General features: G+C 41.6%; 15 protein-coding genes, 1 tRNA gene and 2 rRNA genes (1 of these 18 running past the window's edge). 15 read left to right on the top strand and 3 right to left on the bottom strand.

The annotated features are described in order from the left end of the window. The 9 genes from ACRWQL_RS06310 to ACRWQL_RS06270 all read left to right on the top strand — a co-directional run. Nucleotides 1-2,294, top strand: a 23S ribosomal RNA gene (locus ACRWQL_RS06310); it begins 609 nt to the left of the window's first position. A gap of 145 nt (nt 2,295-2,439) precedes the next feature. Continuing rightward, nucleotides 2,440-2,555: ribosomal RNA gene (gene rrf, locus ACRWQL_RS06305) — 5S ribosomal RNA — on the top strand. 495 nt (nt 2,556-3,050) lie between these two features. After that, entirely contained in the window at nt 3,051-4,010 is a 960-nt protein-coding gene (dmeF, locus tag ACRWQL_RS06300; protein WP_434952798.1) for a CDF family Co(II)/Ni(II) efflux transporter DmeF, read from the top strand. Between the two features lie 118 nt (nt 4,011-4,128). Then, a tRNA-Trp gene (locus tag ACRWQL_RS06295) sits at nt 4,129-4,205 on the top strand. A gap of 442 nt (nt 4,206-4,647) precedes the next feature. Continuing rightward, the gene (locus tag ACRWQL_RS06290) at nt 4,648-6,423 is read left to right on the top strand and encodes an SLC13 family permease (protein ID WP_434952797.1); all 1,776 of its coding nucleotides are present in this window, start codon (nt 4,648-4,650) and stop codon (nt 6,421-6,423) included. A gap of 251 nt (nt 6,424-6,674) precedes the next feature. Continuing rightward, nucleotides 6,675-7,577: a CLCA_X family protein gene (locus ACRWQL_RS06285; RefSeq protein ID WP_434952796.1), complete on the top strand. Its 903-nt coding sequence runs from the start codon at nt 6,675-6,677 to the stop codon at nt 7,575-7,577. 199 nt (nt 7,578-7,776) lie between these two features. After that, a complete protein-coding gene (locus ACRWQL_RS06280) occupies nt 7,777-8,730 on the top strand; it encodes an extracellular catalytic domain type 1 short-chain-length polyhydroxyalkanoate depolymerase (protein ID WP_434952795.1) in 954 nt (317 codons plus the stop codon). A 230-nt stretch (nt 8,731-8,960) separates the two neighbouring features. After that, nucleotides 8,961-11,240, top strand: a complete 2,280-nt coding sequence (locus ACRWQL_RS06275) for a TonB-dependent receptor (RefSeq protein ID WP_434952794.1) — start codon at nt 8,961-8,963, stop codon at nt 11,238-11,240. Nucleotides 11,241-11,400: 160 nt separating this feature from the next. Next, nucleotides 11,401-12,072, top strand: a complete 672-nt coding sequence (locus ACRWQL_RS06270; RefSeq protein ID WP_434952793.1) for a response regulator transcription factor — start codon at nt 11,401-11,403, stop codon at nt 12,070-12,072. 133 nt (nt 12,073-12,205) lie between these two features. On the opposite strand, the gene ACRWQL_RS06265 is transcribed toward ACRWQL_RS06270, so the two are convergent. After that, on the bottom strand, nt 12,206-15,709 hold the full coding sequence (locus tag ACRWQL_RS06265; RefSeq protein ID WP_434952792.1) for a hybrid sensor histidine kinase/response regulator: 3,504 nt from the start codon (nt 15,707-15,709) through the stop codon (nt 12,206-12,208). 164 nt (nt 15,710-15,873) lie between these two features. On the opposite strand from ACRWQL_RS06265, the gene ACRWQL_RS06260 reads away from it, so the two are divergent. Next, complete coding sequence (locus ACRWQL_RS06260) at nt 15,874-17,046, top strand: MFS transporter (RefSeq protein ID WP_434952791.1); 1,173 nt, start codon at nt 15,874-15,876, stop codon at nt 17,044-17,046. Continuing rightward, nucleotides 17,046-17,984 carry an alpha/beta hydrolase gene (locus ACRWQL_RS06255; protein WP_434952790.1) on the top strand — a complete coding sequence of 313 codons (939 nt, stop codon included), beginning with the start codon at nt 17,046-17,048 and terminating at the stop codon, nt 17,982-17,984. Before ACRWQL_RS06260 ends, ACRWQL_RS06255 begins: the two co-directional genes overlap by 1 nt. A 147-nt stretch (nt 17,985-18,131) precedes the next feature. On the opposite strand, the gene ACRWQL_RS06250 is transcribed toward ACRWQL_RS06255, so the two are convergent. Next, nucleotides 18,132-18,932 carry a 3-hydroxybutyrate dehydrogenase gene (locus ACRWQL_RS06250; RefSeq protein WP_434952789.1) on the bottom strand — a complete coding sequence of 267 codons (801 nt, stop codon included), beginning with the start codon at nt 18,930-18,932 and terminating at the stop codon, nt 18,132-18,134. A gap of 224 nt (nt 18,933-19,156) precedes the next feature. Here ACRWQL_RS06250 and ACRWQL_RS06245 point away from each other — a divergent pair, with 224 nt between their 5' ends. The 3 genes from ACRWQL_RS06245 to ACRWQL_RS06235 all read left to right on the top strand — a co-directional run bounded on the left by ACRWQL_RS06245 (nt 19,157) and on the right by ACRWQL_RS06235 (nt 23,136). Next, nucleotides 19,157-19,876: a CoA transferase subunit A gene (locus tag ACRWQL_RS06245; protein ID WP_434952788.1), complete on the top strand. Its 720-nt coding sequence runs from the start codon at nt 19,157-19,159 to the stop codon at nt 19,874-19,876. Nucleotides 19,877-19,879: 3 nt separating this feature from the next. After that, nucleotides 19,880-20,539, top strand: a complete 660-nt coding sequence (locus ACRWQL_RS06240) for a 3-oxoacid CoA-transferase subunit B (protein WP_434952787.1) — start codon at nt 19,880-19,882, stop codon at nt 20,537-20,539. Between the two features lie 509 nt (nt 20,540-21,048). Continuing rightward, nucleotides 21,049-23,136: an EAL domain-containing protein gene (locus tag ACRWQL_RS06235; protein WP_434952786.1), complete on the top strand. Its 2,088-nt coding sequence runs from the start codon at nt 21,049-21,051 to the stop codon at nt 23,134-23,136. 298 nt (nt 23,137-23,434) lie between these two features. Here ACRWQL_RS06235 and ACRWQL_RS06230 read toward each other — a convergent pair whose 3' ends face one another. Further along, nucleotides 23,435-24,331, bottom strand: a complete 897-nt coding sequence (locus tag ACRWQL_RS06230) for a LysR family transcriptional regulator (protein WP_434952785.1) — start codon at nt 24,329-24,331, stop codon at nt 23,435-23,437. Nucleotides 24,332-24,429: 98 nt separating this feature from the next. Here ACRWQL_RS06230 and ACRWQL_RS06225 point away from each other — a divergent pair, with 98 nt between their 5' ends. Continuing rightward, nucleotides 24,430-26,028: an NADH-quinone oxidoreductase subunit L gene (locus tag ACRWQL_RS06225; protein WP_434952784.1), complete on the top strand. Its 1,599-nt coding sequence runs from the start codon at nt 24,430-24,432 to the stop codon at nt 26,026-26,028. The last annotated feature ends 3 nt before the right edge of the window (nt 26,029-26,031 follow it).

The following is a 26,031-nucleotide window of genomic DNA, read 5'->3' as shown; positions in this document are numbered from 1 at the left end:
GAGCCGTAGGGAAACCGAGTGTTAACTGCGCGTTTAGTTGCAAGGCGTAGACCCGAAACCGAGTGATCTAGCCATGGGCAGGTTGAAGGTTGAGTAACATCAACTGGAGGACCGAACCGACTTATGTTGAAAAATGAGCGGATGACTTGTGGCTGGGGGTGAAAGGCCAATCAAACTCGGAGATATCTGGTTCTCCTCGAAAGCTATTTAGGTAGCGCCTCGAGCGAATACCATTGGGGGTAGAGCACTGTTAAGGCTAGGGGGTCATCCCGACTTACCAACCCTTTGCAAACTCCGAATACCAATGAGTACTACTCGGGAGACAGACAGCGGGTGCTAACGTCCGTTGTCAAAAGGGAAACAACCCAGACCGTCAGCTAAGGTCCCAAAGTGTATGTTAAGTGGGAAACGATGTGGGAAGGCTTAGACAGCTAGGATGTTGGCTTAGAAGCAGCCATCATTTAAAGAAAGCGTAATAGCTCACTAGTCGAGTCGGCCTGCGCGGAAGATTTAACGGGGCTAAACATACCACCGAAGCTACGGGTTTGCAGTTTACTGCAAGCGGTAGAGGAGCGTTCTGTAAGCGGTTGAAGGTGAAGGGGTAACCCACACTGGACGTATCAGAAGTGCGAATGCTGACATGAGTAACGATAAAGGGAGTGAAAAACTCCCTCGCCGAAAGACCAAGGGTTCCTGTCCAACGTTAATCGGGGCAGGGTGAGTCGACCCCTAAGGTGAGGCCGAAAGGCGTAATCGATGGAAAACAGATTAATATTTCTGTACCTCTGCTAACTGCGATGGAGAGACGGAGAAGGCTAGGCTAGCGCGGCGTTGGTAGTCCGCGTTTAAGGTAGTAGGCGGTGTTCTTAGGCAAATCCGGGAACACGTACTTAAATGTACACGTTGAGAGCTGATGACGAGTCACTAAGGTGATGAAGTAGTTGATGCCATGCTTCCAGGAAAATCTTCTAAGCTTCAGGTTAGTAGGGATCGTACCCCAAACCGACACAGGTGGTCGGGTAGAGAATACCAAGGCGCTTGAGAGAACTCGGCTGAAGGAACTAGGCAAAATGGTACCGTAACTTCGGGAGAAGGTACGCTGCTGTTGGTGATGGGACTTGCTCCCTAAGCTGACGGCAGTCGCAGATACCAGGTGGCTGCAACTGTTTATCAAAAACACAGCACTGTGCAAAATCGCAAGATGACGTATACGGTGTGACGCCTGCCCGGTGCCGGAAGGTTAATTGATTGGGTTATCGCAAGAGAAGCTCATGATCGAAGCCCCGGTAAACGGCGGCCGTAACTATAACGGTCCTAAGGTAGCGAAATTCCTTGTCGGGTAAGTTCCGACCTGCACGAATGGCGTAATGATGGCCACGCTGTCTCCAGCCGAGACTCAGTGAAGTTGAAATTGCGGTGAAGATGCCGTATACCCGCGGCTAGACGGAAAGACCCCGTGAACCTTTACTATAGCTTGGCACTGAACATTGAACCTACATGTGTAGGATAGGTGGGAGACTTTGAAGCTTCGTCGCTAGATGGAGTGGAGTCAATCTTGAAATACCACCCTTGTAGTTTTGATGTTCTAACTCTGGCCCCTTATCGGGGTTGAGGACAGTGCCTGGTGGGTAGTTTGACTGGGGCGGTCTCCTCCCAAAGAGTAACGGAGGAGCACGAAGGTTGGCTAAGTACGGTCGGACATCGTACGGTTAGTGCAATGGCATAAGCCAGCTTAACTGCGAGACATACACGTCGAGCAGGTACGAAAGTAGGTCATAGTGATCCGGTGGTTCTGAATGGAAGGGCCATCGCTCAACGGATAAAAGGTACTCCGGGGATAACAGGCTGATACCGCCCAAGAGTTCATATCGACGGCGGTGTTTGGCACCTCGATGTCGGCTCATCACATCCTGGGGCTGAAGTCGGTCCCAAGGGTATGGCTGTTCGCCATTTAAAGTGGTACGCGAGCTGGGTTCAGAACGTCGTGAGACAGTTCGGTCCCTATCTGCCGTGGGCGTTGGATGATTGAGGGGAGCTGCTCCTAGTACGAGAGGACCGGAGTGGACGAACCGCTGGTGTTCGGGTTGTCATGCCAATGGCATTGCCCGGTAGCTACGTTCGGAATCGATAACCGCTGAAAGCATCTAAGCGGGAAGCGAGCCCCAAGATGAGTCATCCCTAGAGCTTTAAGCTCTCTAAAGGGCCGTAGGAGACTACTACGTTGATAGGCAAGGTGTGTAAGCGTTGTGAGGCGTTGAGCTAACTTGTACTAATGACCCGTGAGGCTTAACCATACAACCCAGATGGGTTTTACTGATACGACTTAGTATTAGAATGGGACGCTTAAATAGTGTGACGAGACTCAAACTGAGATATAGCAATCAGCTTTCCGAATTATTATTTAATGCTAGTTAACTGGCGTTAGATAAACCAAATTTGTCTGGAAACCATAGAGCTGTGGCACCACCTGATCCCATTCCGAACTCAGAAGTGAAACACAGTATCGCCGATGGTAGTGTGGGGTCTCCCCATGTGAGAGTAGGTCATTTCCAGGCGCCTAATTTCTCTGAAAAGAGAGTGATAAGCCCGTTACTAACGTAGCGGGCTTTTTTACGTTTGTAATTTACCTACTTTTTACGTCTAGAGCATTTTTCTAGGTATATCAGTGACATTGGGATAATGGTAATAGTGTGGCCGACATTCCAATGTGAGTGTAGCTTATTTCCTGGCGTCTAATTTACTCGAAGAAGTAGTAATAAGCCCGTTACTAATGTAACTGGCTTATTTATGCCTGTAATTTGCTAAGTTAAATAATACTGGTAAGGATTGAATAGTAATCTTGTGTCAGGCCAACCATAAATTAATATCTTCACATACCTACCTACAAATTTTAATTTTTGGCTTATGAGATTATCAATACTGTATCTTTTAATAGATCTGCTGAGATTATTTATAGTAAAACTCATATATTTTAAGCTTACTACTTGTTGAATAAGGGAAAGCTGGTTATAACAGAGTTACATTCCAATTATTGTTATAACATTTTATTTATGTCATCACATTCAACTACCAAATGGTCTCAAGCCAATAACTTTCAGCAACATAATTTCGATGGCGAGAAAAACACTCGCTATGTGTTGTATTTAACTCTCGTCACAATGCTTGTGGAGATTGTTGCTGGTACAGTATACGGTTCAATGGCTTTACTTGCTGATGGCTGGCACATGGGAACCCATGCCGCGGCTTTTATGATTACATTGTTTGCTTATCGTTATGCTCGAAAGCACGCTAATTCACCACAGTTCACCTTTGGTACAGGCAAAGTTGGAGTGTTAGGAGGATTTACCAGTGCAATAGCGTTAGGTCTTGTAGCAGTTGTGATGTTAATCGAGTCAGTCTCGAGACTATTTAATCCCCATGCTATTCAGTTTGAACAAGCTATTCTTGTGGCTATTATTGGATTAACAGTCAATGTTATTAGTGTTTTCTTATTAAAAGATCATCATACTCACGACCATCACGACCATCACGACCATCACGACCATCACGACCATCACGACCATCATGAACACAAAGATCACAATCTGACTGCAGCGTACATGCATGTGCTTGCCGATGCGCTAACCTCCGTATTGGCTATCGTAGCATTGCTATTTGGTAAATATATGGGCTGGAGTTGGTTAGACCCTATTATGGGAATAGTAGGTGCTCTGATTATTTCTAAGTGGGCGTGGGGATTGATAAAGCATACCAGTCCATTACTGTTAGATGATAATCAAGCAAGCCCTTTACAAGCGGATATAAAGGCTTTTCTACAACAAGATAACAAACATATTGTAGATTTGCGTTTAATGCGTGTTAACTCTGCTGACTTTGCGCTAATTGCATCAATTGTTGTTCACGAGGATATTGAAAGCTTAAGCTTAAAGTCACAGCTAAGTGAGCGTTTTAGCCAATTAAAACATATCACCCTTGAAGTACATCGCTGTGATTTAACCGAGTGTGGATAAATTTTCAAATAATTTAGCTAATACAAGCTAACTTGTTTGAAAATGCTCCAGTTAGGCGTTTTTGTTGAAAAAGTGCTTTACCTTTTACAGTGGTTTTTGCATAATGCCACTCGTCAACAGGGGTGTAGTTCCAATTGGTAGAACAGCGGTCTCCAAAACCGATGGTTGCGAGTTCGAGTCTTGCCACCCCTGCCAAATTTAGAAGGCCTAGCAGAAATGCTAGGCCTTTGTCTTTTCCAAGTTTTATTCTAATACTGCTTTCTTTAAACATCCGATGCTATCCCAATAGCGCTATTCGTGGTGATTTATGCTTAATTAAGATCAACATTTCTAAAGTTTATTACTTCGTGTTTTTAATCATTCATCCTTACTAAAAAATTAGGGTTGTAAATTTAGTGTCTACCATTTTTCAATAAAAACAGTAATTTGCTTATTTATTTTTAAATTTTAAGGCAAAGTGTATTAGCTCAGCTCTGTCCAAACCAGAAAGCTCAATTAAGCAATTATATTAACCAGTAAGATAATATTAAAATAGCTTATATATTTCAATTTGATATATGTAAACGTTAAATATCAATTTTAAGTTATATGAAAAAGAATATGATGTAGGCTCTTAATCTTATGAGATCGCTGAAAAATGAACATCGACGGTTGGCTAACACTTGGCCTTACGGGTCTCGCTTTAATTACCTTAATTATGACTAAAATCAGCCCTCATTTAGTGATGATGGCCGCCCTGACTATTCTCAGTGTTTTCGGTATTCTTTCAGCACCTGAAGCATTGGCTGGTTTTAGTAATGCAGGCTTAATTACCGTTGCAGCAATGTTTGTGGTCGCTGCGGGTATTCATGCCTCTGGCGGAATTGATTTATTGGTGAATAAAGCACTTGGTAACCCCAAAACAGAACGACAAGCGTTATTAAAAATATTTGTGCCCGTGGTCACCCTGAGCGCCTTTTTAAATAATACTCCTGTGGTCGCTACTCTGATCCCCGCGCTGAATATATGGGCTAAAAAAATCAATATTCCCGCCTCTAAATTGATGATCCCATTAAGCTATACAGCGATATTGGGCGGTACGATTACGCTTATCGGCACCAGCACAAACTTAGTGGTTAATGGCCAATATCAAGCTATTACCGGCACTGCGGGTTTTGGTTTATTTGACATCACCTTAATAGGTTTACCAGTGGCTATTGCAGGTTTAGCCGCGATGTATTGGTTTGGGCCAAAGCTGTTACCTCATCACACCAGCCCGACCGCATTTGAGAATATCCGTGAATTTACCTTAGAAGTCATGGTGAAAGAAAATGGCCCACTTGTGGGGAAGTCCATTACCGCAGCAGGTCTGCGTAATTTAAAACGTATTTACCTGATTGAGATTGAACGTGACGATATAGTCTTAAGCGCAGTATCCCCTGACGAAATATTACGCAGCAAAGATCGTTTAGTGTTTGCTGGTGAAACGGAAGCGATTACCGATTTATTAAAAATAAATGGCCTGATTGCTCCTGACAACCTAGATGGCACATTTTCGTTGCAAGATAAGCAATCAGGCCGACGCTTAGTCGAGGCGGTTATTTCTCCCCGCTGTGAAGCCATTGGCAGCACTATTCGCGACGCCCATTTTCGTAATAGATATGGCGCAGTTGTATTAGCTGCTGCGCGAAATGGTGAACGCTTAACCGGTAATTTAGGTGGTATAACGCTGCAAGCGGGTGACACTGTATTGTTAGAAGCCAGCCCTGAATTTGTTAGTCGCCAGAAATACAATAAAGATTTCTTATTGATTAACGAACTGGAACACGAACACCCTAACCATGACAAAGCTAAACTGGCTTGGGGTATATTATTAGCCGCCATTACCGCGGCAACCTTTGGTTGGCTTGATATGCTTAACGCCGCATTATTGGCCGCTGGCGCCATGTTAGTGACTGGATGTTTAAGCATTAAACAAGCGGAGCGCAGTTTAGATTTAAACGTGTTGATCACCATTGCCGCGTCCTTTGCATTGGGCGCCGCGCTGCAAAAAACTGGTGTATCGAGTTTTCTGGCTGAAAATATCGTCAGCATTAGCGCAGGCAATGCGGTTTTACTGTTGGTATTGATTTACGTCACCTTGTCTATTTTAACTGAGATCATCACCAATAATGCTGCCGCGTTATTAATGTTACCGCTGACTCTTGATATCACAGAAAAAGCGTCACTAAACCCAGAGCCATTTGTGCTTGCTATCATGATGGCCGCCTCTGCCAGTTTTGCCACTCCACTGGGTTACCAAACCAATTTAATGGTGATGGGGCCGGGCAATTATAAGTTCAGTGATTTCATTCGCGTTGGCCTGCCAATGAACATTTTTATTGGCGCTATCACTTTGTTATTACTTGCAACATTTTGGCCTTTGCATGTTTAATTGATATAGTTTGGTTTTTCATCTCAGTCAAATTTTGAAGGCGTAGCAGAAATGCTAGGCCTTTGTCTTTGATAAATTTCTTTATCTATCTTCGTATGCTAATTCTCTTACTCAGAGATAAAGGAGGAGATCATCACATCAGGTTAATTAAAGCATGGTACTCTTCTTTTGAGCTTAGGGTTTACATGCCATTCTGCAACAGTAATAATTCCTAATTTATAAGCTTGGTTTCGCTTCCTAAGAGAGAGAGTTTGGCTTCACATCATTCACTATTAAATCACCATCGACATTTTGAACGTATTGGGCCCGATTATCGTAATGGTGATTCGGTGAGTTTTTTAGACATTAAGCATACCTTTGGTTTAAACCATATTAGGGTAGGCAATTGGGTTAACCGCGCAGAGTCCGCATTAGCGGCTAATTTGATATTCGATTCTTTAGCAGATTTAGCGAATATATTGCGGGTGCCACCAGAACTGATAGGTTTACGCGGGAGCTTACGTTTTGCTTTTGGCCATGGCGGTCAAAAAGGGGTTCAGGCACATTATTCGCCCGCCTATCGTGAACTGGCTTTAGCTAAAAATGCAGGCGCTGGTGCGCTTGCTCATGAGTTTTGGCATGCGTTTGATCACTACATAGCAGACAAAATGTTTACGAATGAGCAGCTATTAAACCCTTACTCTTCAAATGTATCTTTAGCTAGCACACGCATTAATAATAGCAGCATAAACCCTTTCTCTTGTGCCAGTGACCTTTGGTTAGCCGATAAACCTTTAGTCGTGCATCCGCTTAATCAGCAACTTTCTAAGTTGTTTGAGATTACTTTTCTAACCAATACCAGTTCAGATCCCCAAACCGCTTTACCCCATGATTATGTTCGACGCTCAATTGCATTAGACAAACTGCAAAATAGCCAATATTTTTCCAAGCCAACAGAAATGATGGCCCGGGCATTTGAGGCAAGCATTGAAATGTATTCCCAAACCCATGCTGAAATTTCCAATCCATACTTGGTGAATAGCACGATTAACTCACCATTAGCTAAGCATGGTGCTTATCCGGATTCGCGGCATTGTGCTGATATTTATCAAGCTTTGATGGCTTACTTTGAACCGCTAGGCATAGCGTTCGATAAACAGAGTGGCTCAACCTAGTTCAGCTTAGTGTGATTTTTACAATTTAAATATAATGCTATCAGTGCTTTAATCTTAATTTTATGTCGATGCCGAATGGGCTAACCGTCGCTTTAGAATTATTTCCATAACATTGTCTCCTATGTGGATCTAAAGTGCCATTGTAGTTTGCTGCAAACTTCAGCAAATTATGATGATGATTAACTTGGAAACTGCAGACATGAGAAATAAATTCCATGGCGTAATTTCATCGGTCTTTGTACTGTGTTGGATTGTGATGATTCAACCTGTTCAAGCCACTGATACGCCTTATATCCCGCTAACCGATTTTGGTGATAACCCTGGTGCGTTAACCAGCTTTTACCTTCCGCTAAATGAAGCCTTAAATACAGATGATTCTTCATTGGTCGTGTTACTTCATGGCTGTATTCAAGATGGCGTCGAACTGGCTAATAAAACCGGTTTAACCGCTTTAGCGTTAGAAAACAATTTTGCCGTTTTAGTACCACAACAAAGTTATGACAATAACGTAAAACGCTGTTTTAACTGGTTTGCGAGTGAAGATACACAACTTGATAGCGGTGAAATGCTGTCAATAAAAAACATGATATTAGCCGCTCAAGAAAGGCTGGGTGCCAAGCATGTTTATGTTATCGGATTATCGGCAGGCGGCGCTATGACAAGTGCTGCATTAGTTAATTACCCTAATTTATTCAAAGGCGGCGCTGTTATTGCTGGTTTGCCATATCCATGCGCTGATAATTTGATTAAAGCCATATCGTGCATGAAAAGGGGACCTGCTCAAACTGCTGAAGAATTAGCTCAATTTGCTCAAGCAATACACCCTCAGCAAACACACTGGCCTGCATTAACTATTTGGGCGGGAGACAGTGACATTGTGGTCGATGCTAATAATGCGCACATGTTAGCGTCCCAGTGGCTGCTATTGACTCAATCTAGTACTAAGGCGCAGGTAAAGAATGAATCTGGTTACAGTATTTCTCGCTGGAAAGACACACAAGATAACGCAGTAATAGAACTGGTTATCATCAAAAATATGGGCCATGGGATTGCCGTTAATCCAGATATTAATCATGGTGGTGAAGAAACTGACTTTCTAATCAAGACACCAATAAGTAGCGTGGTTGAGATCATTAAGCTTTGGGGGCTTTAATCTAAAAGGATAAGTAACTTTCTGTTTTTAGTCTATAAAATTAGTTTTTTTAGCGTTTATAGACCAAAGCACATACTACTATAGTACCGATTCAATTTTGTTAAAAATACGATACTGTCAATTTGTGAATCATCAGTCGTAAACCAAATTAGTCGTAAATCAGGATAGTCATAAACCAAAATGAGTAGTAAATAAAAACATCAATAATAAATATTACAATGGGGACTTGTATGAAACAGAATACTATTAAAATCAGCTGTATTGCCTTAGCTATTTCATCGGTGTTAACCGCGCAATATGCAGTAGCTGCGGATGAAGAAACAACCAACGCTGGCAAACAAGCCGTTTTAGAGCGCATAGAAGTTACCGCGCGTAAAACGGTTGAGAGTTTACAAAATGTGCCAGTGGCAGTGACATCAATTAGTGACAAAGAGCTGTCAGAAAACGGCATCAGTGTGATGACTGAAATACAACAATTTTCGCCAAACACCACATTGCAATCTAGCCGAGGCACCAACTCAACGCTTACAGCCTTTATTCGTGGTGTAGGCCAAGAAGATCCACTTTGGGGCTATGAGCCTGGAGTTGGTATTTATATAGATGATGTTTACATTGCACGTCCACAAGGCGCAGTATTAGATATTCTTGATGTGCAGCGTATTGAAGTACTTCGCGGCCCCCAAGGTACCTTATATGGTAAAAATACCATTGGTGGTGCGATTAAGTATGTGACAAAAAAAATGACCGGTGACGGCGAATTAAGCCTTAAAGGAACAGTCGGCAGTTATGGCCAAAAAGATGTTAAAGTCGCTGGGCAATTACCGCTTATCGACGACAAGCTCTATGTCGGTTTTGCCATGGCGAGCTTAAATCGTGATGGTTTTGGTGAATTCAAAACCTCAGCATTACCAGGACAAGATACCGAAAACTATAACAAGGATGTTATGGCTGGGCGCTTAAGCGTTGAATATACGCCTACCGATGATTTATTTATGCGCTTTACCTATGATAAAACTCAAGATGAATCAAATTCAAAAGGTGGATATCGCCTACTGCCAAGTTTATTAACCGATGCTCCAGTGCCAGACAGTAAGTATGATTCTTACACAAGCTTACCTACCTGGAATAAAGTTGAAAACGAAGGGTGGAGCGCGACAGTTGAGTATAACCTTAATGAGAATTGGAGCGTAAAATCTGTCACCGCATCACGTGAAGGTTACTCGCCGACAAACATCGATTTTGATAACACCAGTTTGCGCATTTTTGACGTTCCCGCTATCTATGAAGATGAGCAGTTTAGCCAAGAGTTGCAAGCAAATTATAATGGTGACAATTTAACTCTAGTGTCAGGTCTCTACTATTTCAAAGGTGATTCCTGTGGAGTGTTTGATGCTATTTTAGAAGAAGCTTTTAAAGCATTTGGTGGGTTAACTCGTGAAGTCAGTGGCTGTAATAATAGCGAAAGCTATGCCGCTTATGTACAAGGAACATACGATTTCACTGAACAATTATCGATGACATTAGGTGGTCGTTATACCCAAGAGTCTAAAGAGGCCACGGTTTATAATGGGGTGATATTTGATAGTATTTATCCTGAAACAGGCTGGTACCCGGGTTTTGTGCGTGATGAAGCATTAATTGAATCCAAAATACCCAAAGTGCTCGATGACGAAGAAACATGGTCTAGATTCAACCCGCGAGTGGGTTTGGAATATCAAGTTAACGATGACATGATGTTGTTTACCAGTTACTCCCAGGGCTTCAAATCAGGGACGTTTAATCCGCGTGCGACAGGTGCAGAACCTGCTGTAGACCCTGAAATTGTTGATTCATATGAAATGGGTATTAAAAGCGAGTGGAACGATAATCTTCGTATCAACGCGACGGTATTCTATCTTGACCATAAAGACAGACAGTTTGTTACTGTACTACCTGGAGAAGACAGTTCAGATCTTAATCAACGCTTAGGTAATATAGGTAAGTCTACCGCCAGCGGATTAGAGCTTGAAGTGGAATATGCCGCTACCGAGTCACTTAATCTATTTGCCAATATAGGCTTAATTGACGCTACATTCGATGAAGTGATTTCTTATGATGAATTCGGTAACAAAATTGATATAAGTGATACTTACACCATTACCAACACCCCAGACACTACAGCAAACCTTGGTTTTAGCTATAATATTGAAGCTGATATTGGCAGCTTTATCATTAATGGTAATTACTATTACCGTGGTGATTACGACTTAGCGGTAGTCGATAATTTACTAAGCCAAGATGCTTACGGTTTACTTAATTTGGGCGTGAACTGGTATAGTAATGACGGCCATTGGAATGCTGGTCTTCATTGGAAAAACGTGACTGATGAAGAGTATTTAGTGGGTAATTATGCTTTTGTTACGCCAACAGGTAACGGAGATTTTACCCCTGGACTGGGCGGTGATAACACCTTAATTGGTTATTATGGTGACCCTGCGACGATTTCGTTAACGGTTGGCTATCAGTTCTAAGCAGTCATTAATCCATTGCCAATTAAAGAATAGCCGGCTCCCTATAGAACCGGTTATTCTTTTTATAGGTCACCAAAAGTGCGACAGTTACGTAAATCAACAAGCGATCAGCGATCAAATAATAATTAACCAAAACCGCGCAATTTTTTAGGAGCCGACTATGTCTCAAATAAAAGTGGCAATTGCAGACGATCACCCGCTATTTCGTGCCGCCTTAACCCAAGCAGTACTTAAAAATTTCAACGATGCTGCAGTGTTAGAGGCTGAGAACTTTACAGAGTTAATCTCTACAGTAGAGCAACATCCAGATATCGAAATTATCTTTATTGATTTACATATGCCCGGAAACGATGGTTTTACTGGATTAACCTTATTACAAAACCACTTTCCCGATATTGTCGTTATTATGGTGTCTTCTGACGATCAACCTGAAATCATTCGTAAAGCAATCAATTTTGGCGCCAGTGCTTTTATTCCCAAGTCGGCCAATTTAACCCAAATATCGACCGCCATAGCTACAGTGCTTGAAGGCGACATTTGGTTACCAGAACACACCAATATCACCGCCGATCAACATACCGCTGCCGAGCATCAACGCCTTGCCAAGCAATTAGCCCAGCTTACTCCGCAGCAGTACACCGTACTGGCCAATATTGCTAATGGTCGCTTAAACAAGCAAATTGCCTATGACTTAAACATTAAAGAAACCACAGTTAAAAAGCATGTGTCAGCCATTTTGCTCAAACTTGAAGTATACAATCGCACTCAGGCAGGGCTGGTGTTTCAACAACTGATGATAACGTCTACCGAAAACCAGCAGATAAGCGCTTAACATTGTGATTTAGTATTTAAATAATAAAAAACGCCTCATATTGAGGCGTTTTTTTGTCTAAGCTGCGTCGACTATTAACTGCCTCTAAAAATGTCGTCGATACTATTTCGTTTGATACTACTTGTCGTTGAAATTAGGGCGTCAGTTGTTTAATGATCCGTTTTAGCGCGATGGCCTTAAGTGGTTTACGTACAAAACTAAATTGAGCGCTGCTGGTATGCTGTCTAACCGCTTCAGACGGGTCAGCAGAGCAAATAACACAGGTGGTATGCTTATTCACTCTATCGGTGTGATGTGCTAATAAATACTGCACTAAATCAACGCCATTTTTATCATCCTCTAAGTGGTAATCGGCAATAATTAACCTTGGTTGCGGATTGTCTGCCAGTTGCTGTATTGCACTAGGTTGATCTTTCGCGGTGATCACATGGCACCCCCAACCACTGAGTAATGATGAGATGGCTTTTAGCATCAAGTCATCATTATCGATGACCAGTACGCTAATATTAACGCTATCACGACCAATCTCATCTTCGGTTATTTCTAATAAGTGCGCTGGCTTTTTATGTTGCAATACCCGTGGTATTTCAACGCTAAAGCAAGTCCCTTTACCCACCTCTGAATGCAGTGATATTTTAATATCCAATAACTTGGCGATACGGTCACATATCGCTAAACCTAGGCCCAGCCCAGGAATTTCTCGTGTGAGCTCTAAGCGTTCAAACTCACAAAAAATCGCCTGACGTTTATCAAGCGGAATACCCGGCCCATTGTCCCAAACTTGTATCAATATCGCGTTTTCAAGTCGCCTTACACCTAATAAAACCTTAGGCATGAACTCAGCGCTCTCAATAGCATCGGTTGACTCATTGCGTGACTTAGCCTTATTAGGCGTTAGCGGGTGGTTAGTGTTACCAGACGGCGAATAATGAAACGCATTAGACAAAAAGTTTTGAATAATACGGCGTAATAGTCGTTGATCGCTGTGTACAAAACAGGACGAAACCTGGTAGTTAAAATCAATATGTTGTTGAACCGATAACGCCTTAAATTCATTGACTAATGTTGACAGTAAATCATCAATCGCAAATTGGCTTTTTTCAGTTTTTAACGAGTTACTATCCAAACGTGATATTTCAACTAGATCTGATAGTAAACTTTCTACCACGTTTAATGAGTCTTCAATATTGGTTGCTAAATCATGCAGCTCGGTTGATTTAACTCTTTGCTTCAACATTTCTGTAAATAAGGTTAATGCATTAAAGGGCTGCATTAAATCATGGCTTGCCGCGGCTAAAAATCGAGTTTTGCTACTATTAGCCGCCTCAGCTTCGGCTTTGGCTTTTTCAAGTTCTCGGGTGCGGTTTTCTACTCGTTTTTCGAGGGTTTCATTGGCTTGTTGTAAGGTTTTTTCTGCTTCAATATGTGCGGTAATATCCGTAAACGTGCTGACAAACCCACCGCCAGGCATGGCCTGGCCACGAATTTCTAACACTTTACCGTCTAACATAGTGCGTTGAAAATGATGCGGACTCCCCCCGCGCATATGATCTAAGCGTTTCTCTATGAGTGCTTGTGCTTCGTTACCAACGATAACCCCTCGGTCAATATTAAATCGGATTAGCTGTTCAATGTGTAACCCTGCTTTAACAAAATCTTTAGGATAATTAAGCAGTTCAATATAGCGCTGATTCCAAGCCACTAAGCGCATATCGGCGTCGACAACGCTAATACCTTGCTCAATATTTTCAACGCCCGATTGCAGTAATTCGCGGTTAAACTCAAATATCTGGCTGGCTTCATCAACAATGCTGACCACATCTTCCAAGGGAACATGCTGAGTGCGTGAGGCGGCGCTCATCACCATTCGCGTTGAAGCAGAACCGAGCACGCCAGAGAGTTTTAGGCGGGTGTAATCAACAAGCTTTTGATGATGGTCTTTACTACCGAGTTTTTTTGATTCTGCGAGCAAGGCATCAGCTTCATCTTTATTAATAAAACGGTTTAATAAACTGGCTAAATCATCTACCGATAAGTGACGTTCTGACTGAACTTGTTTTCGATTAACAAATAAATCAGCTTGTAAAACCTCGCCAATGCTTTGGTCTTTAAACAGTGAAATCATCACAAAGCAGCCGATGTTAGCCGCTAAGCTGTAAAACACCCCGTGACTAATATTGTCTAGGCCAGTTAAGCCAAATAAGGCTGTCGGCGTTAACCAAGTAATACCAAATAAACCCACGCTCACCCAATGTGCATCAGGAAACGTCACCGGCAACAGTAATGTGTATAGCCACACAATACTGCCCATAATTAAGCCTACAAAAGCGCCTTGTGTGGTCGCTCTGCGCCAATACAAGGCGCCTACCGCTGCGGGGGCAAATTGCGATAACAATACAAATGATAACAACCCGATACTGGCTAAATGATTTTGCTGATTAATAAAGCGTTCAAATGCAAAGGCAGACAATAATATTACCGCGATAGATATACGTCTTAAATTTAATAGAATACCTGATAATTGTAGTGTTTTCTGAGAGTTAAACTTGGGGAGACGTAACAATAATGGCGTGAGTATTTCGGTAGAAATCATTGTGCTAAGCACTATCGCGGCCACAATAACCATGGCTGTTGCGGCGGCGAGTCCACCGATGTAAACCAATATGCCTAACCAAGCTTGTTGATAAAATAGCGGTAAGGTCAGTACATAGGTATCAGCACCTACGCTACCACCTGGAAAGCTTAGCTGCCCAGCCAATGCGATGGGTAATACAAAAATATTGATCAGTATTAAATATAACGGCACCATCCAACGCGCAGATTTAAGCTCCTTATGATGATTGTTTTCGATCATCATCATGTGAAACTCTTGCGGCAGTGCATAGATAGTAATCGCACCTAAAATAACCTGAGATATGACAAGGTAGGTGGAGTCAGCATTAGTGGTTTCCTTGATGTTTTCACTCTGGCTGATCAAGTCGCTAAAACCATCGAAAACATAAAACGTGGCAAATATCCCCACGGCGGTTAGGGCAAATAATTTAACGATAGAACTAAACGCGATCGCGAGTACTAAACCTTGGTTATGCTTACTGGCCGACAGTTGGCGTGTGCCAAATAAAATACTAAAGATAATTAATACAATCGTGACGACAAATGCAGTGCTAATACCAGATTGGAACGTACCTGTAAGTAAGTCGAAACTGGTACTGATAGCCCTTAACTGCAAGGCAATATAAGGAATGGTGCCCAGCAGTGACACTATGGCTACGGTAGCGGCAATTTTAGGTGAGCGGTCAAAGCGACAGGCAATAAAGTCGGCAATAGAGGTCAGGTTTTGGCTTTTAATGATTTGTAAGGTTCGCATTAGCATCGGCCAGGCAAGTACTAAGCAAATGATCGAGCCGATGTAAATCGGAGCAAGCCAAGCCCCGGTAGTTGCAGCTTGACCAACGGTGCCATAAAAGGCCCATGAGGTGCAGCATACCCCTAACGAAAGGCTATAAACCCAAGGTTTTTGGTTTAGTTTTTTGATTGCACGATTTTGCCCCCACTGTGCGACCACAAATAGCATTGCAAGATAAGCAATTGAAATTGAACTGATCAACCAAGTGTCAATAGATAACCAAGCCTGCAAGTTATTCCCCAATATTTTTTTTATCCTTGCGAAACTACACTAGACGTCCTGTTTGATAAAGATTTTTAATATCGCGGTGAACTAAGGTAGTACTTATTTATCGATACTCATCAGATAACATGATTAACACTATATTCGTGTCATTGAAGGTACATTTTACGCCTATGAAAATAACCCATAGATATTTGGTCGAAGGTCTGGTTTTTACGAGTTATGTTCTCTTTGCCATGGCATGGGTAGGAGGCACAGCCAGTATGGGCAGTATCATGGCATCAATGCATATCGATAGCTTAGCGTCAGCAAGCTTTATCAGTGGCGCGGTTACTCTAGCTAAAATTGCGGGCACATTTAGCGCCGCTTATGTGGCGGTTAAATTTGGCATCAAGTACGCATTTTTGCTTGCTGCGTTATTAATTGTGGTTGGCATAGTGACCCCTTTTGCGGGTAATTATGAATTACTTCTAGTGAGCCGTTTTTTAATGGGTTTAGGCGGCGCTTTTATGATTGTGTACTTCAATCCTATTGTGATGTTGTGGTTTGCGCCTGAAGACCGCCCAGTCATTAATGGTCTTAATGCGGTGGCATTTAACGTCGGCACAGCGATTATTTTATGGGGCATGAGCAGTATTAATGCACTTACTGGTAGTTGGCAAAACAGCTTAGTGTTATTTTCTGTCGCGAGCTTAGTGCTGGCCTTAGTGTGGCTGCTGGTTAAGTTTGAATCGCCAAAGCCTGCCAAGAATACATCCGGTGTCGAGCCAGCCATATATGGCTACCTTGAGGGGTTAACAGATAAGTTTAATTGGGCTTATGCGTTTACATATTCAGGGCTGTTGTCTTTTTATATCTGTTTATTTACTTTTTATCCGCAAGCGGGAATAAGCCAAAGTAAATGGGTGATTGGTTTTGGGATTGTCGGCACTATTGCTGGGATATTGTATAGTCGTAAAAATCCACTGCGTCTGCCTATTATTCGCTGGAGCGGCTTGATCATTGTTATCACCGTTTTAGGATTATCGTTTAGTACCCAGCCTGAGTTACAAATTTTATGCGGCATAGTATTGGGCTTTTTCATCTTTTTCCCGGTGACCGCCTTAGTGTCTATTCCTCACGAACTGCCTAAAATGACTGGTCAAAAAATCACTGTGGTGTTTAGCCTGTTTTGGTCAATAAGTTACCTGGTTTCTACTGTGGTGTTGTGGGTATTTGGTAAGTTAGTTGATTTAAGTGATGGCAGTTATTTTGGCTCATTTGTGATGATAACCATACTCAGTGGCACTGTGTTTGTGGGCAGTTATTTTCTACCCGAAACTGGAAAAACAAAGGAGTTAATATAATGCGCGGTATCGTTTCGCCTAAGCTCACCGATTTTTTAGCCGTAGCGAACAATAATATTGCTCTGGCTAAGCAAAATAATGTCCAATTTACACCGACAATATTGCGTGAAAACTTAAATAAACTCGGCGCGTTAATGAGTGACTCCCCCTCAGTGAACTATATTGCCGACAAAGCGCTTACGTTAACTGACCGCACTATTGCGGTTAGAGTTTATAGCCCAGCACCCGATAAACCTTTGCCAGTGTTATTGCATTTTCATGGTGGCGGCCATATGTGTGGCAGTGTAGCGCTTTACGATCCTATCTGTCGTCATCTTGCCAACATTGCGCAATGTGTGGTGATATCAGTCGAGTATCGACTCGCGCCTGAATACCCTTATCCTGCAGGGCTTAATGACTGTGAGTATTCACTAATCCATTACACGCAGCTACTGGATGATGTTAACCATCAAGATTCTGTGACTATTATTGGTGACAGTGCCGGCGGTGCTATTTGTTCTAGTTTAAGCATGAAAAGCTTAACCGATAAACGGCTTCATATTGACCAGCAAATTCTTATTTACCCTAGTGTTGATTACACCTTAACTAGCCCATCACTTGACAGTAACGGCAGTGGTTTTTTACTTGAAACGAGTCGCATCAAATGGTATTTCGAACAGTATTTTCAATCAACGGATAGCGATATAATTAAACAGGCTTCACCTTTATATGGCACCATTAATGCTAACTTGCCAAAAACCCTGATTTTTACAGCGGGGTGCGATCCATTAAGATATGAGGGCATTGCCTATGCAAATGCCTTAAGTACCGCTGGCGTAGAGGTTGAGCATCATTCATTTGATGGTATGATCCATGCCTACATGTTACTGCATGATTTGGTTAAACAAGAGTGCATGACAACCTATCAGCGCATCGCTGAATTTATGGCCAAGTCTTAATCCACTCTCATATCCTAGGCATCATTATCTCGTTAGTACATTCATTGATAATGCTTTTGACCCAAAGATAAAACGCCCCGTATTCATACAACGAATACGGGGCGTTTTTAGCTTTTTAATGATACTTCAATATAGGCTTAACTCAGTTTATTGTGCTGTCCAGGCGCCATCCATCGGCAGTGCTGAGCCTGTAATCCCTCTTGCTGCACTGCCACAAAGAAATAACACGAATTCACCGATTTCTCTGGGGGCTAACATTTCTGGTAACGGCTGTTTAGCGGTCACCAGTTGATATTTAGCCTCTTCATAACTCAAACTTTTATCGCTGGCTATGGTCTCAATTTGCTTACTTATAAGCGGCGTATCAACCCACCCAGGACAAATTGCGTTAACGGTAATACCTTGTTCAGCGCATTCAATTGCGACCACTTTTGTTAAGCCAACAATGCCATGCTTTGCTGCGCAATAGGCCACTTTATTTGCTGAGGCGACTAAACCATGTACCGACGCAATATTAATGATTCTACCCCAGTTTTTTTGTGCCATTGCAGGCACCACCTTTTGGATGGTATGAAAAGCAGAAGATAAGTTAATTGCTATGATGTCATTCCATTTTTCTATCGGAAAATTTGCCACATCTTGTGTATGTTGAATTCCGGCATTATTGACTAAAATATCAATACTGCCCAAGGCATTAACCGCGTTGTCGATAAATGCATGTATGCAGTTAGCGTCTCTTAAATCGGCGTTACTAAAAAAGCTGTTTATTTGATATTTTGCCCTAAATTCAGCGGCTAAAGACAGCCCTTCATCTTGGCCCATCAGGCCATGCAATATGATATGACAGCCTTGCTCAGCCAGAACATGTGCAGTCGCTAGACCAATACCACTAGTTGAGCCAGTAATAAGCGCCACTTTTCCTTTGAGCCCAGTTTGTATCGTCGACATAGTATAGGTTTCCTCAATTCGGTTATTACAATCACAGCATGAGTGTTGGTGTTTTTTATGTGATTTTTAATGAATTTTTTGCCACAGTAATCCAATTTTTGATATTCAGCATAAAGCAATAATAACCATATTGAATTGGCACCTTAGTACCATAGGAACCTTGGTTTTTTTCGGTAATAGTAACTAGCACAACTTGTGGATTAACCTTCAAAAGAGAGCGTTTTATGTCTGGATTTAATAAGGTCGTTGACAGTTATGCCGAAGCATTAGCAGGCCTTGAAGATGGTATGACGGTCATAGCTGGTGGATTTGGATTGTGCGGTATTCCTGAAAATCTTATCAAAGAAATAAAAAGAATGGGCACCAAAAATTTGACCGTGGTATCCAACAACTGCGGCACAACAGATTACGGTTTGGGACTCTTACTGTTTGATAAACAAATAAAGAAAATGATTGCTTCCTATGTGGGAGAAAATGCTAATTTTGAAGCTCAAATGCTGTCTGGTGAACTTGAAGTTGAACTGACACCTCAAGGTACCTTAGCGGAAAAAATGAGAGCTGCTGGTGCTGGCATTCCCGCTTTTTATACCGCTACAGGGTTTGGGACGGATGTGGCTATTGGTAAGGACGTTAAAGAGTTCAATGGTAAAAGCTACATACTAGAAGAGTCGATAAAAGGTGATTTTTCAATAGTTAAAGCATGGAAAGCTGATACATTTGGCAATCTGGTTTTTCGTAAAACGGCCCGCAACTTTAACCCGCTGGCAGCCACTGCTGGCAAAATAACCGTAGTGGAAGTTGAAATTATTGTTCAACCCGGAGAATTACATCCAGATGAAATTCATACCGCGGGTATTTATGTCGATCGTCTTATTCAAGGTACGTTTGAAAAACGTATTGAGCAAGTGACAACCCGTCCCGCAACGATAGCAATGGAGGCTTAAATTATGGCACTAACAAGAGAGCAGCTTGCTAAACGTGTCGCCCAAGAACTTCAAGATGGCTACTACGTCAATCTTGGTATTGGCATTCCCACATTAGTCGCAAATTATATTCCAGATGGTATTGAGGTCATGCTGCAATCAGAGAATGGCCTATTGGGTATGGGGCAATTTCCTACCGAAGATGAAGTTGATGCAGATTTGATTAATGCTGGCAAACAAACAGTAACGATGGCGACCGGTGCCGTTGTGTTTGATTCGGCAGAGTCTTTTGCCATGATTAGAGGCGGGCATGTAGATTTAACCGTTTTAGGCGCTTTTGAAGTCGATACGCAGGGGAATATTGCTTCTTATATGATCCCCGGCAAACTCATAAAAGGCATGGGCGGTGCTATGGATTTAGTTGCTGGCGCTGAGAATATTATTGTGACCATGACACATGCTTCCAAAAATGGTGAATCGAAGCTGCTTACAGAGTGTACATTACCGTTAACGGGTAAGGCGTGTATTAAGAAAGTGATCACCGATCTGGCATTTATTGAAATAAAAAATGGTAAATTTTACTTACTTGAACGAGCGCCAGGTGTCAGTGTTGAAGATATTATCAAACTGACTTCTGGGGAACTTGTTGTGCCAAGCTTAGTGCCTGAAATGGTGCTTGTTTAAAGTCTCTGTCAATTAAAAGTAGTTGTCTCGGTCTTATCTAATTAGGTTATGCGATTTAAAACCTCAACACCTTTATATTGTAGATAATTCATTGAATATTATATCAGCGGATAGGCTGTTTTTTTACTTGGAGTAGCCATTAACCAGCATCTCAAAATGGCTATAGTCTTTATTAGAGTTCTGATCAAATAAAACTTCATATTGCCCCCAAGAATTCATGCTTAGATAAGTGCTGGTTAGTCATTAAGTAAAATGAGTAAGCTTCACATCGCATTATGAAATTTGATCATTAGTGTATTTATAGATAAAAAAGGTGTTTAGTAATCCAAGGTGTTTAGTCATCCAATTACTGAACACCTTTTTTTATATTTTGATCAGACAATGAAGCAAAGTGATCATGGCAACGCATTGATCAAAAGTGATACGGTAAACTTTATTAGGGCTTATAGATGTTAAAATGATGATTGGGGTCTATTATAAAACAAAGGACTTCTCGGGTTTATTCTAGTATGAAATCAATCAAGCTTGGCACTGTGCCTCCTCAGCAATATGTTCTCAATGATTCGCTTCACCAATTGTTTGACGCCGTAAACATTGTTTCGGTGCAAGGATACGATGAAGAGCGGCGGGTGATTTATTGGAATGTGGGCAGTGAGTTACTTTATGGTTACAGTAAAGAACAAGCATTAGGACAAAAGCTAGAAGATCTCATTATTCCTATCTCTATGCGTGAGTTAGTGATTACTGCGCATCATAATTGGATAACACAAGGCATAGAAATCCCTGCATCAGAAATTACCTTACGCCATCAAAATGGCAGCAATGTTAGCGTTTTTTCAAGCCATGTACTGTTTATTAACCAATATAATAAAAAACAAATGTACTGTCTTGATGTTAATTTAGCCGATGTTAAGCATGCTCAATCCCAGGCTGAATTTAAAGATCATATGCTGAAGACGATCATTGAGGCCTTACCTGATTTATTTTTCTTGATGGAAATGGACGGGACTATTATTGATTACCATGGGGCAGATCAAAAAAATCTCTTCGTTGCCCCCAGCCAGTTTATCGGCAAACGTATGACAGATCTTTTACCTGATGAGGCTGTGAGTAAGTTTGAAGCTCATATAGATAAAGTATTACATCAGCACGGAATGACTACCTTTGAATATGAGCTAAATATGCCCCATGGATTAGTTTATTTTGAGGCAAGATTGAGCTATCTTGCTTCATATAATCAAATTGTGGCAATTGTTCGTGATATTAGTGAGCAATATAAATCAGCTGAAATCATCCGTAAACAGGCATATTTTGATGCCTTAACCTCATTACCCAATCGTTTCTTAGCACTGGACCGTTTATCACAAATGCTGCTTGAGTCTGAGAGAAATGATGAGCAAACAGCGGTACTTTTTCTTGATTTAGATGATTTCAAAAAAGTGAATGACTCATTAGGACATGAAGTCGGTGATAAAGTGTTAATCGAGTCAGCCAATAGATTAAAGCAAACTCTGCGAGAAGCCGATATTGTCGGTCGTTTAGGCGGTGATGAGTTTATCGTGTTATTGCGTGGTATCCAAGAGCAGCATGATGCGTTAGTTATTACTGACAATTTGCTCAAAGCCTTTAGAGCACCCTTTATCATAGATGGTAGGGAGTTAATGCTGACGGTCAGTATTGGTGTTGCCATTTACCCTGAAAATGGCCTATCTGCCTCTGATTTGCTGCGTAATGCCGATACAGCCATGTATCGAGCCAAAGATTTAGGACGTAATACTAGTTCGTTTTTCTCTAAAGAAATGAATGCCATGATGATCCGCCGCTTTAAAATTGAAGAACAAATGCATGGCGCATTGGAGCGTAATGAATTTGAATTATATTACCAACCCCAGTTTGATGTTAAAAAAAGACAGATTACCGGTGCAGAAGCACTGTTGCGTTGGCACAATTCAACACTGGGTAATGTCACTCCTGATGAATTTATCCCTATTGCTGAACATACAGGCTTGATTGTACCAATTGGGCGATTTGTACTGAAACAAGCGCTGCACTTTTTACATCAATGGCAAAATATTTATCAACAAAAATATACTATGGCAGTTAATTTGTCTCCGCGTCAATTTAGGGATGCAGAGCTGCTGAGTGTAATCAAAAATGCGATTATTGATGCTAATGTAAGCGCCGAAGATTTGGAACTTGAAATTACTGAAGGCGTGTTAATGATTGGCCAATCACAAATTCATGATGCTTTGGTTAAAATTAATGCGTTGGGCATAAAATTATCAATGGATGATTTTGGTACAGGTTATTCATCTTTAAGTTATTTAAGGCAATATGACTTTGATGTACTTAAAATTGACCGTAGCTTTATTAATGGCATACCGTTAAATAAAGCCGATTGTGAATTAGTTAATGCCATTATTTCCATGGCGCATAGTTTAGGCCTGACAGTGGTTGCCGAAGGTGTTGAAACACTTGAACAACTAACATTATTAGATAAGTTAGGCTGTGATTTAGTACAGGGCTATTATTTTAGTAAACCTATACCAGCAAAGCTATTCCTCGATTTTGCTGCCAATTATTATCTAAAAAAATAGCGATAAGCACCAATTAGCTGAAACTAGAACTATAGCTGAAACTAGTGCTAGCATAATCAACTGACTATTTTTGATAATCCTCAACATGAATATTAAACGCATTGAGTAGAGTGATTATGGCTGAAGCTGATCATTTTTCTATGCTGCCCCATGAGGGCCAATGGCAGGTTGAACAATGGTTGCAAATACAAGCCTTGATAGCTGAAAACATCAAGGCATTAGTATAAAGGCTTAAGCCAGTTAATCGACTTGCTGTAAGGTTAAGTTGTTCTAAAACAGATTTTAAAATAGTGATAAATCAGTTCATCAACTCAGGGTCAATTTGTTGTTTTAACAAGGCTAATAATACCTCAGGCACAAATTTTCGCTGCGCGGTAATGGCATAAAAATTTTCATAAACATTAGGTAAACGCTGATATACCTCTAATATACCCTGCTCAATTTCGTCTTTAACTACTACAGGTGGCAATACCACTAACGCGCCACTGTCTCGGGCTAAAAGCCGCAACATTGCCATATCGTCCGCTTCAGCTTGCACATCAGGTTGATATTGCCAGGTTGCGCAGAAGGAATTAAATGCCGCGCGAATTTCTGTATTTTTCCCCGGTAATACCCAACGCATATTTTGATAACCATTAGGGAAACTATCATGTATTCGGTTAACTTTTGGGCCAACAATCGCTAAAGGCTGACGCGATACCAACTGGGCTTGCCATAATGGATCTTTTTTATCGACACCAATAGGCAGATTAGTCAGTACCAAATCAAGTTCATGGTTAGCAAGATCATTGAGCAGGTTGGTCATTCCTTTGGCCGTTAAAGAAAAGCTTACATCAGGATTTGCCAGTAACGGACTAATAAAACTCTCGACAAAGTTACGCGATAGTGTGGTCAATACTCCAATAGATAAATGCTGTTTTTCACTGATACTGCCTTTGCGTAAAAAGGACTCCAGCTCTTCACCTTTACTGAATATATCGTGAGCATAAGCCAGCACGCGATGACCGTGAACAGTTAGATTCAGGCGTCTACCTCTTAGCTCAAATAATTTCACATCCATATTGTGCTCAAACTGTTTAATTTGAGCTGACAGTGCAGATTGTGAAATATGCAGTTCTTTGGCTACGTTGGTCAGATTACCCGCAACCGCCACACGCCAAAAATAGTAAAGATGATGATAATTAAGTCGGCTCATTTATAGTTAACCAAAACAGAACGATTAGTTAGTTTATATATATTTTTATTAAATATATAGCTCTGACATACTCATGCCACTAAAAGAAGAGGCTGATTATGAATATCGCAATACCATCGATTTTTTTGTTATGTATTCCCATCATGTTAATTTTGGCTAGCATCTGGCGGGGGCGTTATGGATTAAAAAATAACATTTGTAAAAATAATACTCACTTGGGCGCTATGCTCAGTGGCGTTATTGTGGCGCTTTATATTGCAGCTTTAGTTACACATTTTGCATTACCTCAACTAGAGGCTGATACGCAGTATATTAGCCAATCAACACTCAGCCTTGTGATGATGGGGTTGGTAGTATTTATGAGTACCATTTTAATTGCTTTTTCACGCAATTATATGGCGGGTGAACCCCGTAGTGATACTTACTGGCGTTGGCTGCTCAATGTTCTTGCGGCGGTTTCAGTGGTGTTAATCAGTAACCACTTACTGCTGTTATGGCTAGGTTGGGTCTCGATTAGCCTAGCTTTGCATAAGCTTTTAACCTTCTACCCAGAACGTCCTCGTGCTGCGCTGGCAGCACATAAAAAATTCCTCTTAGCTCGAACCGCAGAAACCTTATTATTCATTGCAATTATATTGTTGTATCAGCAGCACGGCACTTTATTCATCAGTGAGTTAATTAGCCACTTTAATGCCGTCGCGACCAACGACAGCCTGCAACAGACCACCGCCGATCACATAGCCGCTGTACTAATCGCACTAACTGCGTTGATAAAGTGTGCTCAATTGCCGGTTCATGGCTGGCTAATACAGGTTGTTGAAGCGCCGACACCGGTAAGTGCTTTACTGCATGCTGGGGTGATTAATCTCGGGGGATTTTTATTGATTTTATTTGCCCCCTTGTTTATCCAATCAACTGTAGCGCAATGGCTGGTGTTAATTGTTGCAGGCTTAACCACAGTCATAGCCGCATTGATTATGGCTACTCGAATTAGTATGAAGGTGCGTTTAGCTTGGTCAACTAGTGCACAGATGGGCTTGATGTTAGTTGAATGTGCCCTAGGATTATTTGAATTAGCCTTACTGCATTTACTCACTCACTCAGTCTACAAAGCCTACGCATTTTTAAACTCTGGCAGCGCTGTTTACGAAGAGATGCAAAGACGTCTGGCGCCCGCGACCCATCCTAAAGTGTTGGACTGGATTGTGGCTGGTGTATGGTCGACCATCATAGTGTCGATAGCCGTGATAGTGATAGACCACCAGGGAGTATGGAGTATGTGGTTGTTGCTAGCTTTAGCGCTAACCACGCTAATTGCCCAGCGCCATAGTGAACGGCAACATAAAAGTATTATGCCAGTACTGGGATTAAGTATTGTATTAATACTCAGCTATAGCGGCTTTAAATGGGTGTTTGGGGCAATCATTAGCCCTATACCAGTCATGCATGTTGAAGCATTTAGTGCGCTTGATACTGTCGCAGCCCTATTATTTATCAGTTTGTTTGTTCTAAGTTGGATGTTGAAGTACCAGCCACATAAACCGTCAATGCAAGGTTTGTATATCGCCTTATTTGCTGGCTTGTATTTAGATGAATGGTTAACACGACTCACGTTAAAATTGTGGCCTGTACGGATGCCTATAAGCATTAATAACAAGGTTTTAGAAAGTGCCAAACCCAGTAAAGTTGAGGAATGATAA

Source organism: Shewanella sp. HL-SH4 (assembly GCF_051164845.1).
Lineage (GTDB): Bacteria > Pseudomonadota > Gammaproteobacteria > Enterobacterales > Shewanellaceae > Shewanella > Shewanella glacialimarina.
This window is presented reverse-complemented; position numbering and strand designations above follow the sequence as displayed.

Coding starts and splice junctions, on each gene's coding strand:
- ACRWQL_RS06240 (WP_434952787.1), top strand. CDS start 19,880: ATGGCACTAACAAGAGAGCAGCTTGCTAAACGTGTCGCCCAAGAACTT.
- ACRWQL_RS06270 (WP_434952793.1), top strand. CDS start 11,401: ATGTCTCAAATAAAAGTGGCAATTGCAGACGATCACCCGCTATTTCGT.
- ACRWQL_RS06230 (WP_434952785.1), bottom strand. CDS start 24,331: ATGAGCCGACTTAATTATCATCATCTTTACTATTTTTGGCGTGTGGCG.
- ACRWQL_RS06250 (WP_434952789.1), bottom strand. CDS start 18,932: ATGTCGACGATACAAACTGGGCTCAAAGGAAAAGTGGCGCTTATTACT.
- ACRWQL_RS06245 (WP_434952788.1), top strand. CDS start 19,157: ATGTCTGGATTTAATAAGGTCGTTGACAGTTATGCCGAAGCATTAGCA.
- ACRWQL_RS06255 (WP_434952790.1), top strand. CDS start 17,046: ATGCGCGGTATCGTTTCGCCTAAGCTCACCGATTTTTTAGCCGTAGCG.
- ACRWQL_RS06225 (WP_434952784.1), top strand. CDS start 24,430: ATGAATATCGCAATACCATCGATTTTTTTGTTATGTATTCCCATCATG.
- ACRWQL_RS06290 (WP_434952797.1), top strand. CDS start 4,648: ATGAACATCGACGGTTGGCTAACACTTGGCCTTACGGGTCTCGCTTTA.
- ACRWQL_RS06235 (WP_434952786.1), top strand. CDS start 21,049: ATGAAATCAATCAAGCTTGGCACTGTGCCTCCTCAGCAATATGTTCTC.
- dmeF (WP_434952798.1), top strand. CDS start 3,051: ATGTCATCACATTCAACTACCAAATGGTCTCAAGCCAATAACTTTCAG.
- ACRWQL_RS06280 (WP_434952795.1), top strand. CDS start 7,777: ATGAGAAATAAATTCCATGGCGTAATTTCATCGGTCTTTGTACTGTGT.
- ACRWQL_RS06275 (WP_434952794.1), top strand. CDS start 8,961: ATGAAACAGAATACTATTAAAATCAGCTGTATTGCCTTAGCTATTTCA.
- ACRWQL_RS06260 (WP_434952791.1), top strand. CDS start 15,874: ATGAAAATAACCCATAGATATTTGGTCGAAGGTCTGGTTTTTACGAGT.